The following is a 24,090-nucleotide window of genomic DNA, read 5'->3' as shown; positions in this document are numbered from 1 at the left end:
GCGCTCGGCCCAGGCGGTGTAGAGCTCGTCGCCCAGTTCTTCGATCAGCGCGGTTTCCATCTCGTACGGCTCCGTTCGGTCAGCATTGAATTCGGCAACTACAGCTTGATGCAGATATTGCGCAATTCGGTATAGAACTCCAGGGAATGGACCCCGCCTTCGCGGCCGATGCCCGACTGCTTGGATCCCCCGAACGGCGAGCGCAATTCGCGCAGGAACCAGGAATTGACCCACACCAGCCCCGCCTCGATCTGCGCGGCCACCCGATGGGCGCGCGACAGGTTCTGCGTCCAGATCGAGCAGGCCAGCCCGTAATCGGTATCGTTGGCTCGCCGGATGACTTCGTCTTCGGCGTCGAACGGCTGGACCAGCGTGCAGGGCCCGAAGATCTCCTCGCGCGCGATGGGCGAATCGTCGCCCAGGCCCGTCCAGATGGTCGGCTGCACCCAGGCCCCCTGGGCCAGGTGCCCGGGCATGGGCGGCACCCCGCCGCCGGTCACCACCGTCGCGCCCAGCTCGGCCGCCTTGCGGTAGTAGGACAGCACCTTGTTCTGGTGCTCGCGCGAGACCAGCGGCCCCATCGACACGCCTTCCTCGTCGGGGCAGCCGATCTTCAGGGCCTCCGCGCCTGCCTTCAGGCGTTGCACGAAGGTCTCGAACAGGGGGCGCTCGACGTAGATGCGCTCGGTGCCCAGGCAGACCTGCCCGCTGTTGGCGAAGGCGGAGCGCAGGCAGCCCTCGATGGTCGCATCCAGATCGCAATCGGCGAAGACGATGGCGGGGTTCTTGCCGCCGAGCTCGAAGGACACGGGCCGCGTGCCGCGGGCTGCCGCCTGCATGATGGCGGTGCCGGTGCGGGTTTCGCCCGTGAAGGTGATGGCATTGATCCCCGGATGCTCCGTGAGGAAGGCGCCGGCCGAATCGGGCCCGAAGCCATGGACGACGTTGTAGACCCCCGCGGGAATCCCGACCTCGTTCATGACCTCGCCCAGCAGGGTGGCCGTCTGCGGCGTTTCCTCGGAGGGCTTGACCACGACCGTGTTGCCGCAGGCGAGCGCCGGACCGACCTTCCAGGTCATGAGCAGCAGCGGCAGGTTCCACGGGCAGATGACCCCGATGACACCGACCGGCCGGCGGATGGCGTAGTTCAGCGACCCCCGCCCATCGGGCGTGGGGCTTTCAAAGAATTCGGCCGGCACGCTGTTGATGAGGTCGGCGAAGACCTTGAAATTGGCGGCGCCGCGGGGAATGTCCAGGTGCGAGGCCAGGCTGCGCGGCTTGCCGGTATCGGCGCACTCGGCTTCCAGGAAGTCGTCGAAGCGCCGGTCGATGGCGCTCACAAGGCCCTTCAGCAGTTCCGCCCGCTCGCTGATTGGCAGCCTGCCCCAGGGCCCGCGCAGCGCGGCGCGCGCGGCCTGGACGGCACGATCGATCTCATCCCGGCCGGCTTCGTGCACCCGAGCGATCGGCGCGTGGTCCATGGGAGAGTGCTTGGTGAACTGCCGTGCGGTCGCGACGAACTCGCCGTTGATGAAGTTGTGGATGTCCTTCATGTCATTTCCGTTTCCAGGATTGAGACGGCTTGCCGCCGGATCGACGCCGAAAGCCGACAGCGGCCGATGTCGAAAGATTCTATAAATCTCAAATTAAATTTCTATGATCGACATTATATCAAGATTTCGAGATTCTTCACAAGATTATAGAAATCGATATAATCTGAACATCGCAAGCCCGTCTTCCACCACCCAGGAGCCACACGGTGAATGCTTCCGGAACCAATGCCCTGCTGGACCCGAGCGAACCCAAGACTCTGGTCGAGGGGGCCTATCATCAACTCCGCAACAACATCATCAACGGCATCCACCGGCCGGGAGAGCGGCTGCGCGTCGAACACCTGAAGGACCAGTACGACGTGGGCGCCGGTACGCTGCGCGAGGCGCTGCTGCTGCTCATCAGCGACGCGCTGGTCGTCGCCCAGGGGCAGCGCGGCTTCCGCGTCGCCCCCATGTCGCTCAGCGACTTCGAGGACATCACCCGATCCCGCCTGCTGATCGAATGCACGGCGCTCGAAATGTCCATCGAAAACGGCCGCGACGACTGGGAAGCCTCGGTGGTCACGGCCTTCTATCACCTTTCAAAGGCGGAACGCAGCCTCGGCACCCCGGCCTCGCCCGACGCCGGCGGCGAATGGGAGCAGCGCAACCGCATGTTCCACACCGCGCTCATCAGCGCCTGTCCGTCCCGCTGGATCCTGCATTTCCAGGGCATCCTGTACAAGCAGTCGGAACGCTACCGGCGCCTGAGCATTTCCCACCACCCGATCGCGCGCGACGTGCACACCGAACACCGCATCCTTTACGAGTCCACCATCGCGCGCGACGTGGCGCGGGCCAAGTCGGCCCTGTCGGAACACATCCTGCGGACCCTGGACGGCATCAAGACCCTGCCCGCGGACTTCTTCGAGGTCAGTTCGGCCGCGCCAGCAACTGCGCCATGACGCCTTCGTCGCGCGCCTGCGCCCGCTGCGGGTAGCCGCGCCCCGCGGCCGCCTGCGCCATGCCGTCGATCAGGGCCTGGCGGGTGGCCGCATCCAGCCTGGGCTGCCCGAGGCTCGCCCACCACGCTTCCACCGCATCGCCCAGCTTGTCCAGGAAGCCCGCCATGCCCAGTTCGCCGCCGGACAGGTCGAAGATCTCGTGCGGGCCGCAGACGGCCCAGCGCGCGCCCAGGCCTTCGGTCACGGCGCGATCCACGTCGGCGACGCTGGCATAGCCATTGACCGCCAGGTAGACGGCCTCGCGCCACAGCGCCGCCTGCAGGCGGTTGACGAGATGCCCGGCGATCTCGCGGTTCAGCCGCACCGTCCGCTTGCCCAGCCCGCGGTAGAAGGCCTCGGCCTCTTCCACCGCCCAGCCGGCCGTTTCCCGGCCGCCGCAGATTTCCACCAGCGGCATCAGATAGGGCGGATTGCAGGGATGGGCGATCACCAGGCGTTCGGGATGGCGCATGCCCGCCTGCAGGGCGCTGGGCATGATGCCCGACGAACTGGATGCGATCACGCAGCGATCGGGCGCCGACGCCTCGATCTGCGCATAGACCCGCTGCTTCAGTTCCAGCTGCTCGGGCAGGACCTCCTGGATGTGGTCCGCTCCCGACACGGCCTGGCCCAGGTCGTCGCCCAGGACGGGCTCGCGCACCTCGGCGGCCAGCCCGCCGAGCGCCTGCAGCGTCCGCCGCGCGCGCTGCAGCGCATCATCCAGCCGGGCCCGGGCGCCGGGGTGGGCATCCACCACGTGGACGTCCAGCCCCTTGCAGGCGAAGAAGGCCGCCCAGCCGGCCCCGATCACGCCCGCGCCGACGACCGCCACGCGGCGCCGCCGCCCCTGGACGCCCGCCGCTGCTTCCTGCAGATGCTGTTCCACTTCAGACTCCCAGATAGTGTTCCACGACCTCGCCGTCGCGCCGCAGCGCCGCGCTGTCGCCGGACCAGACGACCCGGCCCTTCTCGATGATGAAATGACGCTGCGCCAGATCGAGCAGCGGCCCCAGATTCTTGTCGACCACGATCATGGACATGCCGCCCCGGCTCAGTTCGCCCAGCACGCGCCAGATGTCGGCGCGCACCAGCGGCGCCAGGCCCTCGGTAGCTTCGTCCAGAATCAGCAGCCGCGGATTGGTCATCAGCGCCCGGCCGATGGCCAGCATCTGCTGCTCGCCGCCGGAGAGCTGGTTGCCCATGTTGCCGCGCCGCTCCTTGAGGCGGGGGAAGAACTCGTAGACGCGGTCCAGGTCGTAGGGCTGCGCCGACTGGTGACGGTTCGCCGCGGTGGCGAGCAGGTTTTCCTCGACCGTCAGCATGGGGAAGATCTGGCGCCCCTCCGGCACCAGCCCCAGGCCCTGCCGCGCTACCTCATAGGAGGGCAGGCCGCTGATCTGCCGCCCTTCCAGGCGTATTTCGCCCACGTGAGTGGACAGCATGCCCATGACGCACTTGAGCGTCGTGGATTTTCCCATGCCGTTGCGGCCCAGCAGGGTCACGACCTCGCCGGGCGCCACCGAGAAATCGATGCCGTGCAGCACCTGGCTGCGGTCGTAGCGCGCCTTCAGGTCGGAGACTTCGAGCAGGTTCTTCATGCGGCGCTCCTGAGCGGCTGGTCGTCGCCGAGATAGGCGCGGCGGACCTCGGGATCCCGCTGCACGTGGGCCGGCGTCCCGGTGGAGATGGCCTGGCCGTAGACCAGCACGGAGACCTGGTCGGCCAGGGCGAAGACGGCCTGCATGTCATGCTCGACCAGCAGGATGGTGTGATGGCGCTTGAGGCGCGACAGCAGGTCGATCATGACCGCGGACTCGCCCTGGCTCATGCCGGCCAGCGGCTCGTCGAGCAGCAGCAGGCGGGGCGCCATGGCGAGCGCCATGGCCAGTTCGAGCTGGCGATGCTCGCCATGCGCCAGCGCCATGACGTCGTCGCGCGCCCGGTCCGCCAGCCCCACGCTGTCGAGCGCCTGCAGCGCCGGCTCGACCAGCTCGCGCTGGCGCAGCGCCGGCTTCCAGCAGCGGAACGAATGGCCCAGGCGCGCCTGCACCATCAGCATGACGTTCTCCAGCACGCTGAAGTCCTTGAGCAGTTGCGTGATCTGGTAGGACCGCGCAATGCCGGCCAGGGCGCGCCGGGCGATGGTCCAGTTCGTGATGTCTTCGCCGCCGAAGACGATGCGGCCCGCGTCCGGGCGCAGTTCCCCGGTCAGCTGCCCCATCACCGTGGTCTTGCCAGCGCCGTTGGGGCCGATGAGGGCGTGGAGTTCGCCCTGGTTCACCGTGAGATTCAGGTCGTTGGTCGCCACCAGGCCGCCGAAGCGCTTGACCAGGTGCTCGACCGACAGCAGGGGTTTCATCGTCCCGCTCCCTCTTGGTTGCCGGCAGTCGCCGCGGATTTCACCAGCCCGCCCCACAGGCCGCGGCTGGCATACAGGGCCGCCAGCAGGATCAGCGGCCCGAGGATCGCCATCCAGTGCTGGGTCATGCTGGACAGGGCTTCTTCCAGCGACAGCAGAGCGAATGCGCCCAGCAGCGGTCCCACGACCGTGCCCATGCCGCCGATGACGACGATCAGGAGGAATTCCCCCGACGCCTGCCACGACAGGTAGGAAGGCGAGGCGAACGTGGTGAGGTTGACCATCAGCATGCCGGCCAGAGCGCAGATCAGCGCCGACAGGACGAAGGCGCTGAGCTGGTAGCGCATGCGGGAATAGCCCGCCGCCAGCATGCGCCGCTCGTTGGCCTGGAAGCCGCGCAGCACGTAGCCGAAGCGGCTGTGCACGATGCGCCAGACCAGGTACATGCACAGCAGCAACACCGCCAGCGCCAGATAGTACAGCGCCACCTTGTCGTCGAGCGGGGGCAGCGGATCGAGGATGCTGGTCTGGTAGAGCGGCAGGCCGTCGTCCCCGCCATACTGCTTCAGGCTCACGCCGAGGAAATAGAACATCTGGGCGAACGCCAGCGTGATCATGATGAAGCCGATGGCGCGCGTCCGCAGCGACACCAGCCCGACCGCCGTGGCCACGGCGCCAGTGACGGTCAGCCCGATCAGCAGCTGCAGCCAGCCGTCGTCGAGCCCGTGATAGGAGCAGATGCCGACGACATAGGCGCCCAGGCCGACGAACAGAGCATGGCCGAAGCTCACCATGCCGCCGTATCCCAGGATCAGGTTCAGGCCGGTGGCCGCGATGGCGTAGATGACGATGCGGGTCGCCAGCGAAAGATAGAAGCCGAGCTCCAGCCAGTGCGTCAGGAGCGGCAGGACCAGCAGCAGGCCGATGAGGCCGGCCCCCAGCAGGCAGCGCGGGGACTGCCAGCGCAAGTGTTCGGGAAACATAGACACCTCAGCGTTTGACGGGAAACAGCCCATCGGGCTTGATCGCCAGCACGACCGCCATGAGCAGGTAGATCAGCATGGACGCCAGCGCCGGGCCGGCGGCGTCGGCCATGTTGCGCTCGAACAGCCCGCGCAGCATCGGCGCCATGTAGGCGCGCCCCATGGTATCGACCATGCCGACCAGCAGGGCGCCGTACAGCGCCCCCCGGATGGAGCCGATCCCGCCGATCACGATCACCACCAGCGCCAGGATGAGCACGCTGTCGCCCATGCCCGACTGGACCGAGACGATCGGCCCGACCAGCCAGCCCGCCAGGGCGGCGAGCCCCGCGCCGACGCTGAACAGCAGGGTGTTGACGAGCTTGGCGTTGACCCCCAGCGCGGAGACGATCTCCACGTGGGTGGAACTGGCGCGCACCAGCATGCCGATGCGCGTGCGGTGGATGAGCAGGTGGATGATGAAGGCCACCAGCAGGCCTGCGACGATGATCAGCATGCGGTAGCTGGGGTAGTTCACCCCGGCCAGGTCCAATGACCCGCGCGCCCATTCCGGCAGGGCGGTGAACACCGGCTGCGAGCCCCAGATCATGCGTGCGGTCTCGTTGAAGAACATGATCAGGCCGAAGGTGCCCAGCACCTGGACCAGGTGGTTCTTGTCGTAGAGCCGCTTGAGCGCCAGCAGCTCGGTGGCCACCGCCAGCAGCATGCCGCCCGCGACGCCGGCCAGGCCCGCCACCAGGAAGGAACCCGTGTAGGAAAAGGCGGTCGCCGCGAAGTACGCGCCCAGCATGTAGAACGAGGCATGGCTCAGGTTGATGAAGTTCATGATGCCGAAGACCAGCGTCAGGCCGGCCGACAACAGAAACAGCAGCATGCCCAACTGCACCCCGTTGAGGATCTGCGCGATGAAAAGGTTCCAGTCCATTCAGATGTACGTCCCTGCGCGCCCGCGGGCCGGCGCCTGGACCGGCCCGCGGGCTCTTGGCTAGTCGAAAGCGTCAGCGGCGCTTGCATTCCTGATAGTAGGCGTCCTTGCTGTTTTCCAGAACCTTCGTGACCGTCTGCAGCGTGGCATTGCCCTGGGCGTCCTTCACCACCTTGAAGGCGTAGAAATCCTGGATCGGGAACTGGTTGGTGTTGAAGCTGAAATTGCCCCGCACGGACTTGAAGTCGGCCGCGGACAGGGCCTTCTTGAACGCCTCCCGGTCGGCCACATTGCCGCCGGTCTTGGCCAGCGCCGAGGCGATCAGCTGCGCGGCGTCATAGGACTGCGCGGCATACTCGGAGGGGATGCGGTGGTACTTGGCCTCGAAATCCGCCACGAACTGCTTGTTGACCGGATTGTCCAGGTCCGGGCCCCAGGCGGACGCGTGCATGACGCCCAGCGCGGCGTCCTTGAGGGCGGGCAGGGTCGTGCCGTCCACCGTGGACACGCTGAGCAGCGGCACCTTGTCGACCATGCCCAGCTGCTTGTAGGCGCGCACGAAGCTGACCCCCAGGCCTCCCGGATAGAAGACGTACAGCGCATCGGGCTTCTCGGATTCCACGCGCGCGAGCTCGGCCGAGAAGTCCAGCTGGTTGAGCGGAGTGTAGATCTCGTCGACCAGCGCGGTCGTGTAGGTGCGCTTGAAGCCGTTCACGAAATCCTTGCCCGCCTGATAGTTCGGTGCCATGGCGATGACGCGTTTGTAGCCCTGCAGGGTGGCGTACTGGCCCATGGCCTCGGCGAACTGATCGTTCTGCTTGGAGACGACGAAGACATTGGGCAGGCAGCGGCCGCCCGCTAGGGGCGCGGGACCGGCGCCCGAGCCCACGACGACGATGTCGGCCGCGTCCAGCTTGCGGGCCATGGCCATCATGACGTTGGAAAAGGAAATCCCCGTGACGATGGAGACCTTTTCCTTGTCGATGAGCTCCTCGGCGATCTGGTTGGCCACCTCGGGCTTGAGCTGGCTGTCGCGGGACAGGACCTGCACCGGCACGCCGCCCAGCTTGCCGCCGTTCTGCTCGACCACCATCATGAAGGCGTCGAGCTTGTCCTGGCCGAGCGCGGCCGACGGGCCCGACAATTCTGCCACCAGCGCGATCTTCACGGGCTCGGCGGCCAGGGCCGAGGCGGTTGCGCCCAAGGCGAGGGCGACGCAGGCCGCACCAGCCAGTTGCCTGATTTTCATGAGAGTCTCCTTTGTCTCGAACTCGAATCACGCGTTGCGCGTGGGTTTACAAGCACTCCGGATCACCCGCGCACAGGTAATCCCACATCCGCTCGAAAATCCGGCCGGCCTCGGTCGCCCGCTGCCGCGCGGCCTCTGGCCCGATCTCCCCGGCGGGATCGGCCAGGCCAGCGCTGCGCAGGTCGCGCTCGATGCGCGCCGCATCCTCGAAATACCAGGTCAGGACCACCGCCTTTTCCAGCGTGGCGGCGGCCGTGACCAGCCCGTTGCCCCGCATCACGACGGCCGGGCCCGCGCCCAGCAGCCCCGCCACGCCGGCGGCCTGCGCATCGCTGCGCACCAGCTGGACATCGTCCCAGAGCGGCACGCCCGGAGAAAAATAGCAGCCCATGCCATGGCGCACGCGCGGCGTGATGCCCGCCGCCGAGAGCGTCATGGCGGCGGGCGGCATGCTGCGCACGATGCCGCCGACCTCGGGCCTGCGACGGTAGATCTGCTGGTGGATCCGCACCTCGCCCAGCACGCCCTCGGGCAGTGGCCCCTCGACCGGCACGACGATACCGGGCTCGTGCCGGATCATCCCCATGGGCATCGGCGCGCACACCAGGAATTCGCCCTCGTTCAGGCGCTGGCTGCAATGGCCATAGGCATGCGCCAGGCCGGCGCGGCCCAGCGCGCGCGCCGCGCACCGCACCCGCGCCTGGATCGCCTCAGGGACGGAGGTGTCCGGCCCCGCCGTCATTTGCGGAACTCCGGGATGTCGGGCTTGGCCCCCCACATGCAGAACGACGAAGGAACCGCCGGGAAATTCCGGGGATGGTAATCTTTTTCCTCTTCCGGGGCGATGCGGCGCACCCCCGTGGAATACTCGTAAATCATGCCGTCGGGGCCTTCAAAATACAGGAACATGGCGCCCGAGGTGGGGTGGCGGCCGGGACCGAAGCGGATCGGGATGCCGCGCTCCAGCAATATGTAATAGGCGCGCATGACATCGTCGATGCTCTCGACCTGGTGGTTGATGTGCTGCACGCCCGAAAAGGTGGAGGGGAACAGGGCCAGCTTGTGGTGGACCTCGTCGATGCGCAGCAGGGGCGCATCGCCGATGCGGTCGCTGACCTTGGCGCTCAGCATGCGGGTCCAGAAAGCCTCGTCGCGCCGCGCATCCAGCGTGCGCAGGCCAATGTGGCTGAACCCCGTGATCCCCGCATCGCGCGAAGGAAAGTAACGGCGCCCGCTGTGATGGGGCGCATGCACCAGCTCGATGCGGTTGCCCGACGGGTCCCGGAAATGGATGAAGTCGCGCACGCGGCGCTGCTCGGCTTCGGTGGCCGATCCCTGGCTCGCCCGGTAGCGGGGATCGTCCAGCGCGGCCAGCGCATTTTGCAGTTCCTCGGCCGAATCGACCTCGAAGGCCACGGTGTGGTCGCGCGGGTCTCCCTCGAAATAGCACAAGGTGTGGTCACGCGCATCCGAACGGAGATAGACTGCCCTGCGCTCCCGCGAGGCGACTTCCAGCCCCAGTACTTCCGTCGCATAGCGGACGGATTCCTCCAGATTCGACGTGCCCAGCCGTACGTAGCGGATGTCGTGCAAATGAATCATCCCAGTCTCCTGCGCCCTGTGATACGAGCGCTTTTTCTTAGGATAATTCATAAAATTTACGCTAGTCAACACTTTATCGATATTTTTTATAAATTTCGTATAAAGTGGATTTCCTCCTTGCGCCGTGATCGGCGCCGTGCCGCCGGAGGCCCCGGCGGCCATGAAAGCACGCGGCGGCGGGGACGTCCGCGCGCCGCGTTTTCTCAGCCCCTGAACTCCCGGATGTCGGGCTTCGAGCCCCACATGCAGAAGGACGACGGCTGCAGCGGAAACTGCCGCGGCCGGTAGTTCGCCACATCGTCGATGATCTTGCGGTCGCTGTTGGAATACTCGAAGATCACCTCATCCGGTCCCTCGAAGTACAGGAAGTTGCCGCCCGACGTGGGATGCCGGCCCGGGCCGAAGACGATCCGGGTGCCGCGCTCCTGAAGGAAATACCAGGCCCGCATGACGTCGTCCACTTCCCTGACCTGGAAGTTGATGTGCTGGATGCCCTTGTGATCGGTGGCAAACAGGGCCATCTGGTGGTGGCGCTCGTTGACGCGCAGCAGGGGGCAGGGCCCGATCCAGTCGCTGATCATCACGTTGAAATGGCGCAGCCAGAAGGCCTGGTCGCGCACCGGATCCGTCGAACACAGACCGACGTGCCCGAAACACACGATGCCCGCGTCCCGGGAAGGAAAGTAGCGCACGCCCGAATCGTGCGGCCGCGCCACGATCTCGATGCGGTTGCCGGTGGGGTCCTGGAACCACATGAAGCCATCGACGTGGCGATCCTCCGCTTCGGCCGCGCTGCCCATCCCGCACGGCACGTCCGCCTTGCTCAGCTGCTCGAAGGCGGCCCCCAGCTTCGACCAGTCCTTGATCTCGAAGGCCACGATCTGCTCGGAGGGATCGCCCAGAAAATACGCCAGCGTATGATGGCGCGCATCGCTCTTGAGGTACAGGCGTTCCGCGGTGCGCTCCACCACCTGCAGTCCCAGGACGGTGGTGCCGAAGGCTTCGGCCGCTTCCAGATCCCGGGTGCCCAGCCGGGTGTAGTAGATGTCTCGCAGTTCGATCATGGCTTGTCTCCTTGTATGGGATTGGATGTGCTTGCTGGAATATCGATAAGAAAGATGATTATCGATAGGAAAGACTTAGTTTAGGTAACAAGCGAAATTCATACCAATCATGATTTATGATCGACTCCATCACTGGCAGAAATATAAGGCAGGAACCCCGCCATGCGGCCGGAACTTCTGGATCTGAACCTCCTGCGCATCCTGCGCGCCGTCTACGCCACCCGCAACGTCACCCAGGCGGCGCAGCAGCTCTGCATCACCCAGTCCGCGGTCAGCAACGCCCTGCGCCGGCTGCGTGAACACCTGGACGATCCCCTGTTCGTCCGCAGCGCGCACGGCATGGCGCCGACCCCGTTGACCCAGGCCCTCATGGCGCCCATCGAGCACAGCCTGCAAAGGATCGAAACGGCACTGCGGGACACACAGTCCTTCGATCCCCTGGAGTCCACCCGGTCCTTCCGGCTGCTGGGCAATGACCTGGCGCAGCAGGTGTTCATCCCCACCCTGCTGCGCCACCTGGCCGTCCACGCGCCGCATGTCAGGCTGGAAACCGTCGACGTGCCGCCCGAGCAGGCCAGCCAGGCCATGGCGGAGGGCCGGATCGACCTCGCCATCGGGCACTGGCCCGAACTCAGCCGCGAATGCCGCCGCGAGACCCTGTTCACGGAAACCTTCGTCGTCCTCATGCGCCGCACCAATCCGCTCGCCGGCCAGCGGCTGACCACGGCCGGATACCTCGCCTCGAAGCACGTGGACTATCGGCCGGGCGGCAGCAGCTACCCCGCGCTGATGCAGGCGCTGGGCCAGATCGCCGGCCCCGCGGGCGCGGGGCGCCACATCGTCTTCACGGCGCGGCACGCGCTGGGGCTGGCGGGGGTGGTGGCCGATTCCGACCTGCTGCTGACCATCCCCTCCCGCCTGGCGGACTCCATGCTGGCGCTCTATGACACGCTGGTCACGCGCAAGCCGCCGTTTTCCGTCCCCCGCTTCCCGATTTCGATCCAGTGGCATTTCCGCACCAGCCACGACCAGGCGAGCCACTGGCTGCGCCGGCAGTTCACGAGCCTGTTCGTACGCGCCTGAGAGCAGGGGTGGGGTATTGGAGGGGGGTATCGGAAGGGGAGATGGTGGGCGGTACTGGGTTCGAACCAGTGACCCCTGCCGTGTGAAGGCAGTGCTCTACCACTGAGCTAACCGCCCAATCGGGCTGCGCAGGATCCGCATGCGATGCGGGGCAGCCGACTGGAAAGACCGCCATTATACATGTTTTCGGGCGGTGCGCCGGGCGCCGCTTCAACACCGGTCGCTTCTATTTAGCGTTGACAGCGCCGCTTCAACACCTCGACGCTTCAGTACTTCGGCACGCCGCCTCGGACGGCGCCGCTGACGGGCGCCGTCCTCGCCCGCCTCAGCCCGCCACGCCGTCCGCCTCGACGGGGATTTCGAGCTGGCGCCACAGGCAGGGCTTGCCCGCGGCCTTGTCGAGGCCGTCCAGGTAGGCCTCGTGGGCCTGCAGGGCCTGGGCATCGACCTGGATGACCGGCAGGCGGGACGCATCGAAGCGGCCCAGGGCCCCGGCCGCGCCGGCGCCGGCCCCGCCCGCCGCATCGTCGGGCGCCTCGTCCAGCAGCGAGTCCTGGCCGCGCGTCATGGCCAGCCACACCTCGCCCAGCAGTTCCGAGTCCAGCAAGGCGCCGTGCAGCGTGCGATGCGCGTTGGAAATGCCGAACCGCTCGCACAGCGCATCCAGGTTGTTGCGCTTGCCGGGGAACATTTCGCGCGCCACCATCAGCGAATCGGTGATCTTGGCGCACAGCTCGGTGAATGGCGGAAGACTGGCGCGGCGCAGTTCGGCGTTGAGGAACTTTACGTCGAAGGCCGCGTTGTGGATGATGACCTCGGCGTCGCGCACGAAATCCACCAGCTGCTGGGCGACTTCCGGAAAGCGCGGGTGGCCGGACAGGAATTCGGTGGTCAGGCCGTGGACCTGCAGCGCCTCGGGGTCGCTGTCGCGGTCCGGGTTCAGGTACAGGTGCAGGTGGCGGTCGGTGACCCGGCGGTTGAGGATCTCGACGCAGGCCAGTTCCACCACGCGGTGGCCCTGCTCGGGCTCCAGGCCCGTGGTTTCGGTATCCAGGATGATCTGACGCATGGGGTTCCTTGCCGGCCGGCGCGGCCGGCCGTATGGCGAAAATTCAGGAGGCGCGGGTGCCCTGCGGGTCCTCGACGCCGAGGTTGGCCAGGGCGTCCGCCCGCTCGTTGCCCGGATCGCCGGCATGGCCCCGGACCCACCGCCAGTGTAATTCATGCTGCGCGGCCAGCTCGTCCAGGGTCCGCCACAGGTCGGCGTTCTTCACCGGCTTTTTGTCGGCCGTGCGCCAGTCGCGCCGCTTCCAGTTGGGCAGCCATTCGGTCATGCCCTTCTGGACGTAGGAGGAATCGGTGTGCACCGTCACCACGCAGCGCCGCTTGAGCGCCCGCAGCGCCTGGATCACGGCCATCAGCTCCATGCGGTTGTTGGTCGTGGCCGGCTCGCCGCCGTGCAACGACTTCTCGTGCGGCCCCTGGCGCAGCAGCACGCCCCAGCCTCCCGGGCCGGGATTGCCCTTGCAGGCGCCGTCCGTCCAGGCGTCCACCCGGGGCGCGGGGGTCTGTTTCAGTTCGGGCCGCGGTTCGGCCACGCATTCAGCCATGCATATCCTCGTTGATTCGATTGGCGACGGGCGCCACCGCGCCCCGGCGCACGCGGCGGCGGCGCGGCTGGCGCCACGCCGGCCCGACCAGGCGCATGCCCGACACCCGCTTGACCGCCGCGATCGCGTAGACGGCGCCGCCGGCGGGCCACCAGCGGTCGCCCGCGTGTTCCATGAAGCGCCAGCGGCGCAGCCAGGTCTGGGTCGCGCACAGGGGCGCATAGCAGCCGAAGCGGCCCCGGTCCAGCTCGAAGGACAGCAGCCTGAACCAGTCCTTCAGGCGCGCCGGCGACACCTGGGACGGCACTGACACCGGCAGGCGCAGTTCCAGGCCCGGCAGGGATTCGCGCAGGCCCCACAGGCTGTAGGGATTGAAGCCGGTGAGCACCACGCGGCCCTCGGGCATCAGGATCCGCTCGACCTCGCGCAGGACCTGATGGGGATCCGCGCACCATTCCAGGGTGTGCGGCATGACCACCAGATCGATGCTCTGCGTGTCGAAGGGCAGTTGCTCCGGTTCGCAGACCAGGCGGCCGGCCCGCGTGCCGAAAGGCGCGCTGGGACTGTGCGCCCAGGCCTTGTAGGGAATGCGGTTGGCCTGCAGCAGGTTCCAGTGCGGCAGCCCGATTTGTATGGCATGATAGCCGAACGCATTGCTGACCATGGCATCGACCTGGCGCTGTTCCCAGGCGCGCACGTACCGCCCCGCCGGGGTTTCCAGCCATTCGGCCAATTCGATCGGCATTTCGCGCTGCGGTGCCACACTGACTCCCTCGCCATGAATCCGTCCGCCCACATCCCGGCCGAGCCGGCCGTCCTGACACCCATCCCGGCCCTGTCGGACAACTACATCTGGATGGTACAGAAAAACGGCCGCGCACTCGTCGTGGATCCGGGTGAACCCGGCCCCGTCGAGGCCCTGCTGCGCGACGGGCCGATCCTGGAAGCCATCCTGATCACGCACCATCACGGCGACCACGTCGGCGGGGTGCGTGCATTACAACAGCGAACCGGGGCGCGCGTCTACGGGCCGCGCCACGAAAACATCCCGGTCTGCGACGTGCCCCTGGCCGAGGGCGACACCGTGGACCTGCCCGGCATGGGGCTGCGGTTCCAGGTGCTGGACGTGCCCGGCCACACGGCCGGCCACATCGCCTACGCCGGCCTGCTGGATCCGGGCCGGCCGGCGGTCTTCTGCGGCGACACGCTGTTCGCCGCCGGCTGCGGGCGCCTGTTTGAAGGCACCCCCGCGCAGATGCTGGCGTCCCTGGACAAGCTCGCCGGGCTGCCGCCGGACACCCTGGTGTGCTGTGCGCACGAATACACGGCGTCCAACATCCGCTGGGCCCTGGCGGTCGAGCCCGGCAACGCCGCCCTGCGGCAGCGCGCGCAGGACGTCGCCCGGCTGCGGGCCGACGACCTGCCCACCGTACCCTCGACCCTCGGCCTGGAACTGGAAACCAATCCTTTCCTGCGCACCGGCCGGGCCGACGTCCGCGAGGCCGCCGCCCGGCACGCGCAGGCGTCCCTGGACACGCCCCAGGCGGTCTTCGCCAGCCTGCGGGAATGGAAAAACGACTTCCGCTAGCGTGCCGCCGGCCCGCCGCCGTGGCGTGCTCCACGTCCCTCGGCCCGCCGCCGCGGCCCGTGCCCCATGGCGCGGCCGGCCCCCTCGCGCGGGACGGCGATCCGGGTGATTTCCGAAGTCTTCTGCACAAACATGTGATTACCTGGGTAAAATCGGGCAACTTCGCGCTCGAATCCCCCCGATGATCCACCCATGAAAATCCTGCGACTCCTCCTGCCGCTGATGCTGGTGGTGCTGGCCGGCTGTGCCACCCGCCACCCGCCGGCCGATCAGCGCCAGGCCTATGTGGCGGAAGACACCTCGCGCACGGTCGACCTGACCCACCCGCCCCGCGACATGTGGGACCGCATCCGCCGCGGCTTCGCCATCCCCAACCTGCGCAACGAACGGGTCGACTACTGGACGGACTACTACGCCTCGCACCCGCAATCGGTGCTGCTCATGAGCCAGCGGGCCGGCAAGTACCTGTACTACATCGTCGACGAGCTCAACCGGCGCGGCCTGCCCACGGAACTGGCTCTGCTGCCCTTCGTCGAATCGGCCTACAACCCCAACGCCCTGTCGCGCTCGCAGGCCTCCGGCCTGTGGCAGTTCATCCCCAGCACCGGGCTGCACTACAAGCTGGAACAGGACTGGTGGCGCGACCAGCGGCGCGATCCGGTGGCCTCCACCCAGGCGGCGCTGGACTACCTCAGCTACCTGTACGACTTCCAGGGCGACTGGTACCTGGCGCTGGCCTCGTACAACTGGGGCGAGGGTGCCGTGAAGCGCGCCATGGACAAGGCTGCCGACGCCGGCAGGCCGACCGGCTACACCGACCTGGACATGCCCGAGGAAACGCGCAACTACGTGCCCAAGCTCCAGGCCATCAAGAACATCATCGCCCGGCCGGAAAAATTCGGCATCACCCTGCCCGGCGTCAGCAACACGCCGTACTTCACCACGGTGCACAAGTCGCGCGACATGGACATCGCCGTGGCCGCCGCCCTGGCGGAAATGCCGCTGGAGGACTTCCAGGCGCTGAACCCCTCGTACAATCGGCCCGTCATCCTGGCCGCGCACAACCCGGCGCTGCACCTGCCGCTGGACAAGGTCGGCGTCTTCAACGAAAACCTGGAATCCTATACGGGCCGCCTGTCGTCCTGGCAGATCTACCATCCGAAAAAGGGCCAGTCCCTGGCCAGCATCGCCAAGGCCCACGGAATCACCCTGGATCAGCTGCGCCAGGCCAACAAGCTGGGATCGAAGCAGACCGTCGCAACCGCCGCCGTGCTGATCCCCGCCCAGGAAGCCCCGGCAAGCGGCGGCCTCAGGCTGGTGTCCTACCAGGCCTCCGCCGCCGAGCCGGCCGCCCCGTCCACCCGGAACGTCAGGCGCGTCAATCTTCCGACCCAGGCTTCCGCCCGGCTGCACGCCCCGGACCTGCGGCCCAAGCCCGTCGTCCGCACCCACACGATCCGCCCGGGCGACACCCTGTATTCACTGGCGCGGCGCTACAACACCTCGGTGGACGCCCTGCGCAAACTCAACAACCTGAAGGGCTCCTCGCTGTCCACCGGCCAGCGCCTGCGCGTACCCGGCACGGCAGTGCAAGGATGAGGCAGGACATGGCATAGTCCCCTGCGGACTATGCCATGCCTGACGAATCCAAGCGGCTTGCAAGCCGCGCGGTGGAGAGACCTTCGCTTTAAATCGAACTTTTCAGACTGGAACACACCATGGGCTTTCTGAACGGCAAACGCATCCTGATCACCGGCGTACTCTCGAACCGATCCATCGCCTACGGCATCGCGCATGCCTGCCGCGCCCAGGGCGCCGAGCTGGCCTTCACCTACGTCGGCGAACGCTTCGAGGGCCGCGTGCGCGGCTTTGCCGAAGAACTCGGCAGCAGCATCGTCATTCCCTGCGACGTCGCCGACGACGCCCAGATCGAAGCCACCTTCGCCGCCCTGCGCGAGCACTGGGACGGCCTGGACGGCCTGGTGCACTCCATCGGTTTCGCCCCGCGCGAGGCCCTGGAAGGCGATTTCCTGGACGGCATGACGCGCGAGAACTTCCGCATCGCGCACGACATCTCCGCCTACAGCTTCCCCGCGCTGGCCAAGGCCGCCCTGCCGCTGCTGGAAGGCCGCAACGGCTCGGTCCTGACCCTGACCTACCTGGGCGCGGAAAAGGCCATTCCCAACTACAACATGATGGGCCTGGCCAAGGCGTCCCTGGAAGCCAGCGTGCGCTATCTGGCCCGATCCCTGGGCAGAAAGGGCCTGCGCGCCAACGGCATCTCCGCCGGGCCGATCAAGACCCTGGCGGCCAGCGGCATCCGCGACTTCTCCAACATGCTGAAATACGTGGAATCCCAGTCGCCCCTGGGCCGCAACGTCACCATCGAGGACGTCGGCAACGCCGCCGCCTTCCTGCTCTCGGACCTGGCGAGCGGCATCACCGGCGAAATCCTGCACGTGGACTGCGGCTTTTCCAACACCGTGCCGGGCATGGACTGAAGCCCGGCGGCCAGGCCGCGTGTCAGGCCGGCCGGCACGCCAGCGCCACGGGGGCGCAGCGCGTGACCGCGGGCGGCGCGGCCAGCAGCGCATCGAAACGCCCCAGCGCCTCGCGCACCGGGGCCAGCGCCATGTGCATTTCCCAGGCGGCCTCGTCCCGGTACCATTCGCACAGCAGGAACACGTCGGGACTGTCCTCGCGGCGCTGCACGGCATAGCAGACGATCCCGGGCTCGGTCCGCGCCGTCTCGGCCAGCGCGCGCAGCACCGGCTCCAGTTCGTCCAGGCGCTCCGGGCTGGCGCGCAATTCCACCATCAGAATGTACATGGCATGCTTCCTTCGTCTCAAGGGGATGGAGCGCACAGCATGCCAGCCGCTTCCAGGCGGGTATTGTAGAAATGCGTCCTCGCGCGCGCCGCCGCTAGCCAGGCGCCCGGCGGCATGCCGACCCGGCCCGCGAAATCCCGCACGAAATGCGCCTGGTCCCAGTACCCGCCCTCCAGCGCCGCGTCGACGACGCGCACCCGGCGGTCCAGCATCAGGCGCCGCACCGTGCGCTGGAATCTCGCCAGGCGGGCGAACTCCGCCGGCGACTGGCCCGTCTGCGCCCGCCAGCGCCGTTCCAGCTGCCGGCGCCCCAGCCCCAGCCTGTCCGCGAGGCCTTCCACGCGCAGCCGCCCGCCTTCCCGGTACGCCAGGGCCATGCCCGCCTCGACCCACGGGTCGGCGGCCCGGGCGCGCACGCGGGCGAGCAGGAAGCGCTGCAGCAGCGCCGCCCGCGCATTCCAGTCCGCCGCCTCCGACAGCCGCTCCTGCAGGCGCCGGCCCTCGGGCCCCCACACCTCATCGAACGAAGGCGCCTCGTCCCGCAGCGCGGACTCCGCCATCGGCACGAACCGGCCCACCGCGCCGGCCCTGAAGCGGACCGCGACGAAGCCGACGCCCGGCTGCGGCGCCAGGTCCGCGACGGCGCGGCGCAGACAGAGCAGATGGCCCGCCGCCAGGGGCGCCGCCGGGCCGTCCGCCCCGCGCAGGCGAAAGGGCGTGCCGTAGTGGAAGTACAGTTCCGCGCCGGTGCCCGGCAGCAGGGCCGGCAGGCCGATGGACTCGCCGGGCGCCGTCTCCCAGCCCCACAGGCGGTCGACGAAGGGGCGCAAGAGCGGCGCCGGGGCTTGCTGGAACGTGATCATGAGGCGGGACGGAAACCGCGCCCCGCCGCGCAGCGGGGCGCCGGACGGATGCACGGGGGAATGGGACGGATACGCGGCCGCACGGGGCGGATGTGTGGACGCACGGGACGGATGCGGGACATACGGGACGGATGCATGGACGCATGAATGGACGGACGGAGAGGGATCGCCAGGGCCGCCGGCGCCGCATGCTCAGCGCAGCGAGTGCAGGCCGATCATGTTGCCCTCGGTGTCCCCCACCAGGGCGATGAATCCGTGCTGGCCGATGGAAAACTTGTCCTTGAAGACCTTCCCGCCGCCGGCGCCGGCACGCGCCGCCTCGATCGAGCAGTCCTCGCAGGAAAAGTAGACGATCGTGCCGTTGCCGCCGGGCGAGAATCCCTCCATCCTGACCAGGGCCCCCGGAGCGCCCGGCTGCCCGGGCCGCATCGGAAACCCCCACATCTCGATGTCGGGACTGTCCAGCCGCTCCAGCCGGACGGAAAAGACGGCCTCATAGAACTGCCTGGCCCTGTCCATGTCCTGCACGTAGATCTCAAACCAGCCGACGGAATTGCTTGTCATGGCGACGTCTCCTGCGGGCGACGAGAAGGTTCGATAGTAGCGCAGGATCGGCGGCCAGGGCGATCATGCCAAGGTCCTCATGCCAAGGTCATGCCAAGGTCATGCCAGGTCCGTGCCAGGTCCGTGCGGACCGTACGGTCACACGCCACGCGAAGACGCGGCGGACGAGAACGCTGGCGGCAAGGCTGAAGGCCTGCTCATCCCCGGCGACATACGCCAGCAGACGCAAAAAAGCCCACGATGCGAGGAAACATGCGGGCTTTCCATACTGCTGTCTGCTGTTGCAGACGAATTCCTGGCGGACAGAGGGGGATTCGAACCCCCGATACGCTATTCACGTATACACGCTTTCCAGGCGTGCGCCTTCAACCACTCGGCCACCTGTCCTGCACGTCCGCGCGCCATCGCGCCAGACGAAGTCCGCTATTCTAACAGAGAAATGCCGAATCCGCCCTGGGACTCAGGCAGCGCTCAGGCGGCGCCCAGCCCCGCGGGTGCGGCCATCCCCATGCCGCCCACCATGCGCTCGACGTAGCGGGCGATCAGGTCGATCTCCAGGTTGACCGGGGAGCCGACTTCCAGGTTGCGCAGGGTCGTGACCTGGACGGTGTGCGGGATCAGGTTGATGGAGATCTCCGTGCCCTCTTCCTGGTCGTCCACGCGATTGACCGTCAGGCTCACGCCGTTGACCGTGACCGAGCCCTTGTAGGCCAGGTATTTCGACAGGTGGGCCGGGACGATGATGCGCAGTTCGGTCGATTCCGCCACGGCGTCGAAGCAGGTCACGCGGCCCACGCCGTCGACGTGGCCGGACACCAGGTGCCCGTCCAGGCTGTCGCCCAGCCGCAGGGCGTGCTCCAGGTTGACCTCGCCGGGGCGGTCCAGGCCGCAGGTGCGGTCCAGGCTTTCGCGCGAGACGTCGACCTCGAAGGCATCCTCGTGCAGGGCGACGACCGTCATGCAGGCCCCCTGGATGGCGATCGAGTCGCCCAGGCGGGTCGCCGCCAGCGGCAGGCCGCCGGCCTGGATGGACAGGCGCACGCCCGCTTCCTCGCCGTCGCCCAGGGGACGGACTTCGGTGATGCGGCCGACGGCCGCGATGATTCCGGTGAACATGGGGCTCTATCCTTTTTTCAAACCGCAGGCCTCGACCAGCGCGTCCCAGTGCGCCGGGTCGCGCAGCCGCAGCCGCATGTCCCGGCCCAGTTGCAGGACGTCCTGGAACTCGTAGCGGTAGGCCTGGTCCAGGCCCGCCAGGGGGGTGGGCAGCGCCGCCAGGCCCTGGCCGTCTCCCAGGACGCTGGGCGCCAGGTAGGCCACCCATTCGTCGACCAGCCCGGCCTGGACCAGCGCGCCCTGCAGCCGCGCGCCGGCCTCGACGTGGACCTCGTTGATCTCGTGATCCCCCAGCCAGCGCATCAGCGCCGCGAGGGACAGGGCGCCGCGCTCGTCCGGGGGCAGCACGATGACGCGCACGTTGCGCGCCGCCAGGCGGGCGGCCTTGCCGGCATCGGGCCGCGCCGTGAAGATCCACACCGGATCGCCGTTGATGATCCGGGCCTGTTCGCCCAGCACGAACTGCGTATCCAGCACCGCGCGGATCGGCTGGCGCGGCGTCTCGACGGCGCGCACGTCCAGCATGGGGTCGTCGGACAGGATCGTGCCGATGCCGGTCAGCACCATGCAGGCCCGCGCCCGCCAGCGGTGCCCGTCGTCGCGGGCGGCGTCCCCGGTGATCCACTGCGAGCGGCCGTCGGGCAGGGCCATGCGCCCGTCGAAGGACGCGGCGGACTTCAGCCACAGCCAGGGCGTGCCGCGCGTCATGCGCGCGCAGAAGCCGGGGTTCTGCGCCAGGACGTCCTCGGCGAACAGGCCGACGTCGACCTGGATGCCGGCGGCGCGCAGCCGTTCGATGCCGCCGCCGGCCACCTTGGGGTTGGGGTCCCGCAGGCCGACCACGACCCGCGCGACGCCGGCCGCGACCAGCGCATCGGCGCACGGCGGGGTGCGGCCCGTGTGGCTGCAGGGTTCCAGCGTGACGTAGGCCGTGGCGCCGCGCACGTCCACGCCCTGGAGGGCGGCCTCGTGCAGGGCCTGGGCCTCGGCGTGGCGCCCGCCCGCCCGCTGGGTGCTGCCCTCGGCCAGCCAGCGGCCGTCGCGCACCAGCACGCAGCCGACGCGGGGATTGGGGCTGCTGACGAACAGCGCCTGCTCGGCCACCCGCAGGGCGCGCCGCATCCAGCGGTGGTCCTCGGTGGAGAAGGCAGGCGGCCCCCCGCGCGGCGCCTGCGGCTCGCCGCCCGCCGGGGAAGCGCTGTCCGCCGGAGGGCGGCCCGGCGAGGGAGAAAGGGTTTCAGGCCTTGTCATCGGCATCGTCCGCGCCGCGGAATTCATCGATGGCCTGGACGAATTCGCGGATGTCCTCGAAGCTGCGGTAGACCGAGGCGAAGCGCACGTAGGCCACCGGATCGAGCTGGCGCAATTCCGACATGACCAGCTCGCCGATGTAGTCCGAGGGCACCTCGCGCCGGCCGCTGGTCAGGAGGCGTTCCTGGATGCGCGCGGCGGCGGCGTCCACCGCCGAGGCGCTGACGGGGCGCTTGCGCAGCGCCAGCGCCATGCTGCCGCGCAGCTTGGCCGGGTCGAAATCCACCCGGGTGCCGTTGCGCTTGACGATGGCGGGCATCATCAGGTCCACCCGCTCGTAGGTGGTGAAGCGGCGGTCACAGGCCGTGCAGCGCCGGCGGCGGCGGATCGTGTCGCCTTCCTCGGAGACCCGGGAATCCACGACCTGGGTATCGGCACAACTGCAGAACGGACACTTCATCTGCGCTGCGGGCGCCCGCAGGCGCCCGTTCCGGTTGGTTTAGCGATAGACCGGCAGGCGCGCGGTCAGCTCGTTGACCTGCGCGCGCACCCTGGCGACGTTGTCGGCATCGTTCGGATTGTCGAGCACGTCGGCGATCAGGTTGCCGGTGAGCTCGGCCTCGGCTTCCTTGAAGCCGCGCGTGGTCATGGCCGGCGTGCCCAGGCGGATGCCGCTGGTGACGAAGGGCTTTTCCGGGTCGTTCGGGATGGCGTTCTTGTTGACCGTGATGTGGGCCTCGCCCAGGACGGCCTCGGCGGCCTTGCCGGTGATGCCCTTGGCGCGCAGGTCCACCAGCATCACGTGGCTTTCGGTGCGGCCGGACACGATGCGCAGGCCGCGCTTGACCAGGGTGTCGGCCAGCACGCGGGCATTGGCGGCCACCTGAGCGGCGTAGTCCTTGAATTCGGGCTGCAGGGCCTCGCCGAAGGCCACCGCCTTGGCGGCGATGACGTGCATCAGCGGGCCGCCCTGGATGCCGGGGAAGATGGCGGAATTGACGATTTTCTCGAATTCGGCCTTCATCATGATCACGCCGCCGCGCGGGCCGCGCAGGGACTTGTGCGTGGTCGAGGTGACGAAGTCGGCGTGCGGCACCGGGTTGGGGTAGACGCCGCCGGCCACCAGGCCCGCGTAGTGGGCGATGTCCACCATGAACAGGGCGCCGTTGTCGTGGGCGATGCGCGCCATGCGCTCGAAATCGATGCGCAGCGAATAGGCCGAGGCGCCGCCGACGATCAGCTTGGGCTTGAGGGTGCGCGCGAGTTCTTCCAGCTGGTCGTAGTCCAGGACCTCGTTGGCGTCCAGGCCGTAGGAATGGAAGTCGTACAGCTTGCCGGAAGCGTTCACCGGCGAGCCGTGCGTGAGGTGGCCGCCTTCGGCCAGGCTCATGCCCAGCACGACGTCGCCCGGCTTGAGCACGGCCATGTACACGCCCTGGTTGGCCTGGGAGCCGGAATTCGGCTGCACGTTGGCGGCTTCCGCGCCGAAGATCGCCTTCAGGCGGTCGATCGCCAGCTGCTCGACCACGTCCACGTACTCGCAGCCGCCGTAATAGCGCTTGCCGGGATAGCCTTCGGCGTACTTGTTGGTCAGCTGCGTGCCCTGGGCCTGCATGACGGCGGGGCTGGCGTAGTTTTCCGAGGCGATCAGCTCGATGTGCTGTTCCTGGCGGGCGTTTTCCTGCTGGATGGCGGCCCAGATGTCCGGATCGGCCTGATCGAGGGTGCGGGAACGGTCAAACATGGGGTAGTGGTCCTGAAAGGCGGAGAAGTCGGGAAAATCGGGTCATTCTAGCGCGAACCTCCGCGCGTCCACAGCCTACAGGGCGTGCAGGCGGGGATTCAGGGTATAGGTGCCGGTCAGGGACGCCTGGGCCAGGATGTGCCCGCGCATGGCTTCCAGGACCTGCGCGCCGGTGAAGCGGCCGGACACCCCCAGCTCGGCCACGTCCAGCGCGTAGACCGTGAAGACGTAGCGGTGGACGCGCGCGTCGTTCCAGGGCGGGCAGGGGCCGTCGTAGCCGAAGTAGTCGCCGCTCATGTCGCGGTCGGAGGCGAACCAGCCGGTGTAGTCGTTCAGCCCCTGGCGCGTGCCGTCCAGGGCCAGCGGTCCGGCCTTGCCGCGCGGGGTGATGCCGTTGGAGTAGTCGCCTTCGGCGATGGCGCGCGTGTCGGGCGAAACATCCACCAGGACCCAGTGGAAGAAGTCGGTGCGCGGCAGGTCGGCCGGGACCTCGCGGCCTTCCTGGTTGACGTCGTCGGGGCGCGTGGGCACGTCCGGATCGACGCACAGGATGGCGAAGGACCGCGTGCCCTCGGGCACGTCCGCCCAGCTCAGCTGCGGATTGCGGTTGCCGGCCAGGGTGACATGGGCCTGCGGATCGATCCGCGCGAAGGCGTTGCGTTCTGGAATGACCCCCTGGTCGGGGAAGGATTCGCTGTGCAGTTTCATGGGGTCCTCCATGGGT

26 protein-coding genes and 2 tRNA genes are annotated in these 24,090 nt (G+C 68.1%); 5 read left to right on the top strand and 23 right to left on the bottom strand.

What is annotated here, in order from left to right; genetic code table 11:
* Nucleotides 1–98: 98 nt before the first annotated feature.
* Nucleotides 99–1,553 carry a 2-hydroxymuconic semialdehyde dehydrogenase gene (locus HNR28_RS17290; RefSeq protein WP_151024237.1) on the bottom strand — a complete coding sequence of 485 codons (1,455 nt, stop codon included), beginning with the start codon at nucleotides 1,551–1,553 and terminating at the stop codon, nucleotides 99–101.
* A gap of 206 nt (nucleotides 1,554–1,759) precedes the next feature.
* On the opposite strand from HNR28_RS17290, the gene HNR28_RS17285 reads away from it, so the two are divergent.
* Nucleotides 1,760–2,497 (top strand): FCD domain-containing protein, encoded by a 738-nt coding sequence (locus HNR28_RS17285; RefSeq protein ID WP_184143066.1) that lies wholly within the window; start codon nucleotides 1,760–1,762, stop codon nucleotides 2,495–2,497.
* Here the strand turns inward: HNR28_RS17285 and HNR28_RS17280 are convergent.
* The 9 genes from HNR28_RS17280 to HNR28_RS17240 form a co-directional block, all read right to left on the bottom strand.
* Nucleotides 2,466–3,422 (bottom strand): 3-hydroxyacyl-CoA dehydrogenase family protein, encoded by a 957-nt coding sequence (locus HNR28_RS17280; RefSeq protein ID WP_211369285.1) that lies wholly within the window; start codon nucleotides 3,420–3,422, stop codon nucleotides 2,466–2,468. The genes HNR28_RS17285 and HNR28_RS17280 overlap by 32 nt on opposite strands.
* A gap of 1 nt (nucleotide 3,423) precedes the next feature.
* Nucleotides 3,424–4,134: an ABC transporter ATP-binding protein gene (locus tag HNR28_RS17275; RefSeq protein ID WP_151024238.1), complete on the bottom strand. Its 711-nt coding sequence runs from the start codon at nucleotides 4,132–4,134 to the stop codon at nucleotides 3,424–3,426.
* Nucleotides 4,131–4,895 carry an ABC transporter ATP-binding protein gene (locus tag HNR28_RS17270; protein WP_151024239.1) on the bottom strand — a complete coding sequence of 255 codons (765 nt, stop codon included), beginning with the start codon at nucleotides 4,893–4,895 and terminating at the stop codon, nucleotides 4,131–4,133. The genes HNR28_RS17275 and HNR28_RS17270 overlap by 4 nt, the downstream gene beginning before the upstream one ends.
* Nucleotides 4,892–5,878, bottom strand: coding sequence for a branched-chain amino acid ABC transporter permease (locus HNR28_RS17265; protein WP_151024240.1), 987 nt, complete (start codon nucleotides 5,876–5,878; stop codon nucleotides 4,892–4,894). The genes HNR28_RS17270 and HNR28_RS17265 overlap by 4 nt, the downstream gene beginning before the upstream one ends.
* Nucleotides 5,879–5,885: 7 nt before the next feature.
* Nucleotides 5,886–6,803: a branched-chain amino acid ABC transporter permease gene (locus HNR28_RS17260; protein WP_151024241.1), complete on the bottom strand. Its 918-nt coding sequence runs from the start codon at nucleotides 6,801–6,803 to the stop codon at nucleotides 5,886–5,888.
* A 73-nt stretch (nucleotides 6,804–6,876) separates the two neighbouring features.
* Nucleotides 6,877–8,052 (bottom strand): ABC transporter substrate-binding protein, encoded by a 1,176-nt coding sequence (locus HNR28_RS17255; protein WP_151024242.1) that lies wholly within the window; start codon nucleotides 8,050–8,052, stop codon nucleotides 6,877–6,879.
* Between the two features lie 46 nt (nucleotides 8,053–8,098).
* Nucleotides 8,099–8,794, bottom strand: coding sequence for a class II aldolase/adducin family protein (locus tag HNR28_RS17250; protein WP_151024243.1), 696 nt, complete (start codon nucleotides 8,792–8,794; stop codon nucleotides 8,099–8,101).
* Nucleotides 8,791–9,654 carry a VOC family protein gene (locus tag HNR28_RS17245; protein WP_151024244.1) on the bottom strand — a complete coding sequence of 288 codons (864 nt, stop codon included), beginning with the start codon at nucleotides 9,652–9,654 and terminating at the stop codon, nucleotides 8,791–8,793. Before HNR28_RS17245 ends, HNR28_RS17250 begins: the two co-directional genes overlap by 4 nt.
* A gap of 203 nt (nucleotides 9,655–9,857) precedes the next feature.
* Complete coding sequence (locus tag HNR28_RS17240; protein ID WP_151024245.1) at nucleotides 9,858–10,718, bottom strand: VOC family protein; 861 nt, start codon at nucleotides 10,716–10,718, stop codon at nucleotides 9,858–9,860.
* Nucleotides 10,719–10,880: 162 nt separating this feature from the next.
* Between HNR28_RS17240 and HNR28_RS17235 the strand changes: the two genes are divergently transcribed.
* Entirely contained in the window at nucleotides 10,881–11,801 is a 921-nt protein-coding gene (locus HNR28_RS17235; protein ID WP_151024246.1) for a LysR family transcriptional regulator, read from the top strand.
* Nucleotides 11,802–11,843: 42 nt separating this feature from the next.
* Here the strand turns inward: HNR28_RS17235 and HNR28_RS17230 are convergent.
* From HNR28_RS17230 to HNR28_RS17215, 4 genes are all read right to left on the bottom strand, one after another.
* Nucleotides 11,844–11,918, bottom strand: a tRNA-Val gene (locus tag HNR28_RS17230).
* 208 nt (nucleotides 11,919–12,126) lie between these two features.
* Nucleotides 12,127–12,870, bottom strand: a complete 744-nt coding sequence (gene dnaQ / locus HNR28_RS17225) for a DNA polymerase III subunit epsilon (RefSeq protein WP_151024247.1) — start codon at nucleotides 12,868–12,870, stop codon at nucleotides 12,127–12,129.
* Nucleotides 12,871–12,913: 43 nt separating this feature from the next.
* Nucleotides 12,914–13,411 carry a ribonuclease HI gene (gene rnhA, locus HNR28_RS17220; RefSeq protein ID WP_052355988.1) on the bottom strand — a complete coding sequence of 166 codons (498 nt, stop codon included), beginning with the start codon at nucleotides 13,409–13,411 and terminating at the stop codon, nucleotides 12,914–12,916.
* Nucleotides 13,404–14,174 (bottom strand): class I SAM-dependent methyltransferase, encoded by a 771-nt coding sequence (locus HNR28_RS17215; protein WP_409360339.1) that lies wholly within the window; start codon nucleotides 14,172–14,174, stop codon nucleotides 13,404–13,406. Before HNR28_RS17215 ends, rnhA begins: the two co-directional genes overlap by 8 nt.
* A 15-nt stretch (nucleotides 14,175–14,189) precedes the next feature.
* Between HNR28_RS17215 and gloB the strand changes: the two genes are divergently transcribed.
* From gloB to fabI, 3 genes are all read left to right on the top strand, one after another.
* On the top strand, nucleotides 14,190–14,999 hold the full coding sequence (gloB, locus tag HNR28_RS17210; protein ID WP_151024248.1) for a hydroxyacylglutathione hydrolase: 810 nt from the start codon (nucleotides 14,190–14,192) through the stop codon (nucleotides 14,997–14,999).
* Between the two features lie 192 nt (nucleotides 15,000–15,191).
* Nucleotides 15,192–16,598 carry a transglycosylase SLT domain-containing protein gene (locus tag HNR28_RS17205; RefSeq protein ID WP_043684996.1) on the top strand — a complete coding sequence of 469 codons (1,407 nt, stop codon included), beginning with the start codon at nucleotides 15,192–15,194 and terminating at the stop codon, nucleotides 16,596–16,598.
* A 119-nt stretch (nucleotides 16,599–16,717) separates the two neighbouring features.
* Nucleotides 16,718–17,500: an enoyl-ACP reductase FabI gene (gene fabI, locus HNR28_RS17200; protein WP_043684999.1), complete on the top strand. Its 783-nt coding sequence runs from the start codon at nucleotides 16,718–16,720 to the stop codon at nucleotides 17,498–17,500.
* 22 nt (nucleotides 17,501–17,522) lie between these two features.
* Here the strand turns inward: fabI and HNR28_RS17195 are convergent, their stop codons facing one another.
* From HNR28_RS17195 to HNR28_RS17155, 9 genes are all read right to left on the bottom strand, one after another.
* Nucleotides 17,523–17,828 carry a putative quinol monooxygenase gene (locus HNR28_RS17195; RefSeq protein ID WP_151024249.1) on the bottom strand — a complete coding sequence of 102 codons (306 nt, stop codon included), beginning with the start codon at nucleotides 17,826–17,828 and terminating at the stop codon, nucleotides 17,523–17,525.
* Nucleotides 17,829–17,845: 17 nt separating this feature from the next.
* On the bottom strand, nucleotides 17,846–18,658 hold the full coding sequence (locus tag HNR28_RS17190) for a helix-turn-helix domain-containing protein (protein WP_170288435.1): 813 nt from the start codon (nucleotides 18,656–18,658) through the stop codon (nucleotides 17,846–17,848).
* A 225-nt stretch (nucleotides 18,659–18,883) separates the two neighbouring features.
* On the bottom strand, nucleotides 18,884–19,255 hold the full coding sequence (locus tag HNR28_RS17185; protein ID WP_043685004.1) for a VOC family protein: 372 nt from the start codon (nucleotides 19,253–19,255) through the stop codon (nucleotides 18,884–18,886).
* A 296-nt stretch (nucleotides 19,256–19,551) separates the two neighbouring features.
* Nucleotides 19,552–19,642 (bottom strand) — tRNA-Ser (locus HNR28_RS17180).
* A gap of 84 nt (nucleotides 19,643–19,726) precedes the next feature.
* Complete coding sequence (locus tag HNR28_RS17175) at nucleotides 19,727–20,371, bottom strand: riboflavin synthase (protein WP_043685007.1); 645 nt, start codon at nucleotides 20,369–20,371, stop codon at nucleotides 19,727–19,729.
* A 6-nt stretch (nucleotides 20,372–20,377) separates the two neighbouring features.
* The gene (gene ribD, locus HNR28_RS17170) at nucleotides 20,378–21,622 is read right to left on the bottom strand and encodes a bifunctional diaminohydroxyphosphoribosylaminopyrimidine deaminase/5-amino-6-(5-phosphoribosylamino)uracil reductase RibD (protein WP_280528052.1); all 1,245 of its coding nucleotides are present in this window, start codon (nucleotides 21,620–21,622) and stop codon (nucleotides 20,378–20,380) included.
* The gene (gene nrdR / locus HNR28_RS17165; protein WP_151024252.1) at nucleotides 21,609–22,082 is read right to left on the bottom strand and encodes a transcriptional regulator NrdR; all 474 of its coding nucleotides are present in this window, start codon (nucleotides 22,080–22,082) and stop codon (nucleotides 21,609–21,611) included. Before nrdR ends, ribD begins: the two co-directional genes overlap by 14 nt.
* A 39-nt stretch (nucleotides 22,083–22,121) precedes the next feature.
* Nucleotides 22,122–23,366, bottom strand: a complete 1,245-nt coding sequence (gene glyA, locus HNR28_RS17160; RefSeq protein ID WP_151024253.1) for a serine hydroxymethyltransferase — start codon at nucleotides 23,364–23,366, stop codon at nucleotides 22,122–22,124.
* Nucleotides 23,367–23,441: 75 nt separating this feature from the next.
* On the bottom strand, nucleotides 23,442–24,074 hold the full coding sequence (locus tag HNR28_RS17155) for a YbhB/YbcL family Raf kinase inhibitor-like protein (protein ID WP_151024254.1): 633 nt from the start codon (nucleotides 24,072–24,074) through the stop codon (nucleotides 23,442–23,444).
* Between the last annotated feature and the right edge of the window lie 16 nt (nucleotides 24,075–24,090).

Source organism: Castellaniella defragrans, assembly GCF_014203015.1.
Classification (GTDB): domain Bacteria; phylum Pseudomonadota; class Gammaproteobacteria; order Burkholderiales; family Burkholderiaceae_B; genus Castellaniella; species Castellaniella defragrans.
This window is presented reverse-complemented; position numbering and strand designations above follow the sequence as displayed.

Excerpts from the sequence above, each read along its gene's own strand:
- HNR28_RS17290 (WP_151024237.1), bottom strand. The coding sequence starts at position 1,553 with ATGAAGGACATCCACAACTTCATCAACGGCGAGTTCGTCGCGACCGCA.
- HNR28_RS17275 (WP_151024238.1), bottom strand. The coding sequence starts at position 4,134 with ATGAAGAACCTGCTCGAAGTCTCCGACCTGAAGGCGCGCTACGACCGC.
- HNR28_RS17270 (WP_151024239.1), bottom strand. The coding sequence starts at position 4,895 with ATGAAACCCCTGCTGTCGGTCGAGCACCTGGTCAAGCGCTTCGGCGGC.
- HNR28_RS17265 (WP_151024240.1), bottom strand. The coding sequence starts at position 5,878 with ATGTTTCCCGAACACTTGCGCTGGCAGTCCCCGCGCTGCCTGCTGGGG.
- HNR28_RS17260 (WP_151024241.1), bottom strand. The coding sequence starts at position 6,803 with ATGGACTGGAACCTTTTCATCGCGCAGATCCTCAACGGGGTGCAGTTG.
- HNR28_RS17255 (WP_151024242.1), bottom strand. The coding sequence starts at position 8,052 with ATGAAAATCAGGCAACTGGCTGGTGCGGCCTGCGTCGCCCTCGCCTTG.
- HNR28_RS17250 (WP_151024243.1), bottom strand. The coding sequence starts at position 8,794 with ATGACGGCGGGGCCGGACACCTCCGTCCCTGAGGCGATCCAGGCGCGG.
- HNR28_RS17245 (WP_151024244.1), bottom strand. The coding sequence starts at position 9,654 with ATGATTCATTTGCACGACATCCGCTACGTACGGCTGGGCACGTCGAAT.
- HNR28_RS17240 (WP_151024245.1), bottom strand. The coding sequence starts at position 10,718 with ATGATCGAACTGCGAGACATCTACTACACCCGGCTGGGCACCCGGGAT.
- HNR28_RS17235 (WP_151024246.1), top strand. The coding sequence starts at position 10,881 with ATGCGGCCGGAACTTCTGGATCTGAACCTCCTGCGCATCCTGCGCGCC.
- dnaQ (WP_151024247.1), bottom strand. The coding sequence starts at position 12,870 with ATGCGTCAGATCATCCTGGATACCGAAACCACGGGCCTGGAGCCCGAG.
- rnhA (WP_052355988.1), bottom strand. The coding sequence starts at position 13,411 with ATGGCTGAATGCGTGGCCGAACCGCGGCCCGAACTGAAACAGACCCCC.
- gloB (WP_151024248.1), top strand. The coding sequence starts at position 14,190 with ATGAATCCGTCCGCCCACATCCCGGCCGAGCCGGCCGTCCTGACACCC.
- HNR28_RS17205 (WP_043684996.1), top strand. The coding sequence starts at position 15,192 with ATGAAAATCCTGCGACTCCTCCTGCCGCTGATGCTGGTGGTGCTGGCC.
- fabI (WP_043684999.1), top strand. The coding sequence starts at position 16,718 with ATGGGCTTTCTGAACGGCAAACGCATCCTGATCACCGGCGTACTCTCG.
- HNR28_RS17195 (WP_151024249.1), bottom strand. The coding sequence starts at position 17,828 with ATGTACATTCTGATGGTGGAATTGCGCGCCAGCCCGGAGCGCCTGGAC.
- HNR28_RS17185 (WP_043685004.1), bottom strand. The coding sequence starts at position 19,255 with ATGACAAGCAATTCCGTCGGCTGGTTTGAGATCTACGTGCAGGACATG.
- HNR28_RS17175 (WP_043685007.1), bottom strand. The coding sequence starts at position 20,371 with ATGTTCACCGGAATCATCGCGGCCGTCGGCCGCATCACCGAAGTCCGT.
- ribD (WP_280528052.1), bottom strand. The coding sequence starts at position 21,622 with ATGACAAGGCCTGAAACCCTTTCTCCCTCGCCGGGCCGCCCTCCGGCG.
- nrdR (WP_151024252.1), bottom strand. The coding sequence starts at position 22,082 with ATGAAGTGTCCGTTCTGCAGTTGTGCCGATACCCAGGTCGTGGATTCC.
- glyA (WP_151024253.1), bottom strand. The coding sequence starts at position 23,366 with ATGTTTGACCGTTCCCGCACCCTCGATCAGGCCGATCCGGACATCTGG.
- HNR28_RS17155 (WP_151024254.1), bottom strand. The coding sequence starts at position 24,074 with ATGAAACTGCACAGCGAATCCTTCCCCGACCAGGGGGTCATTCCAGAA.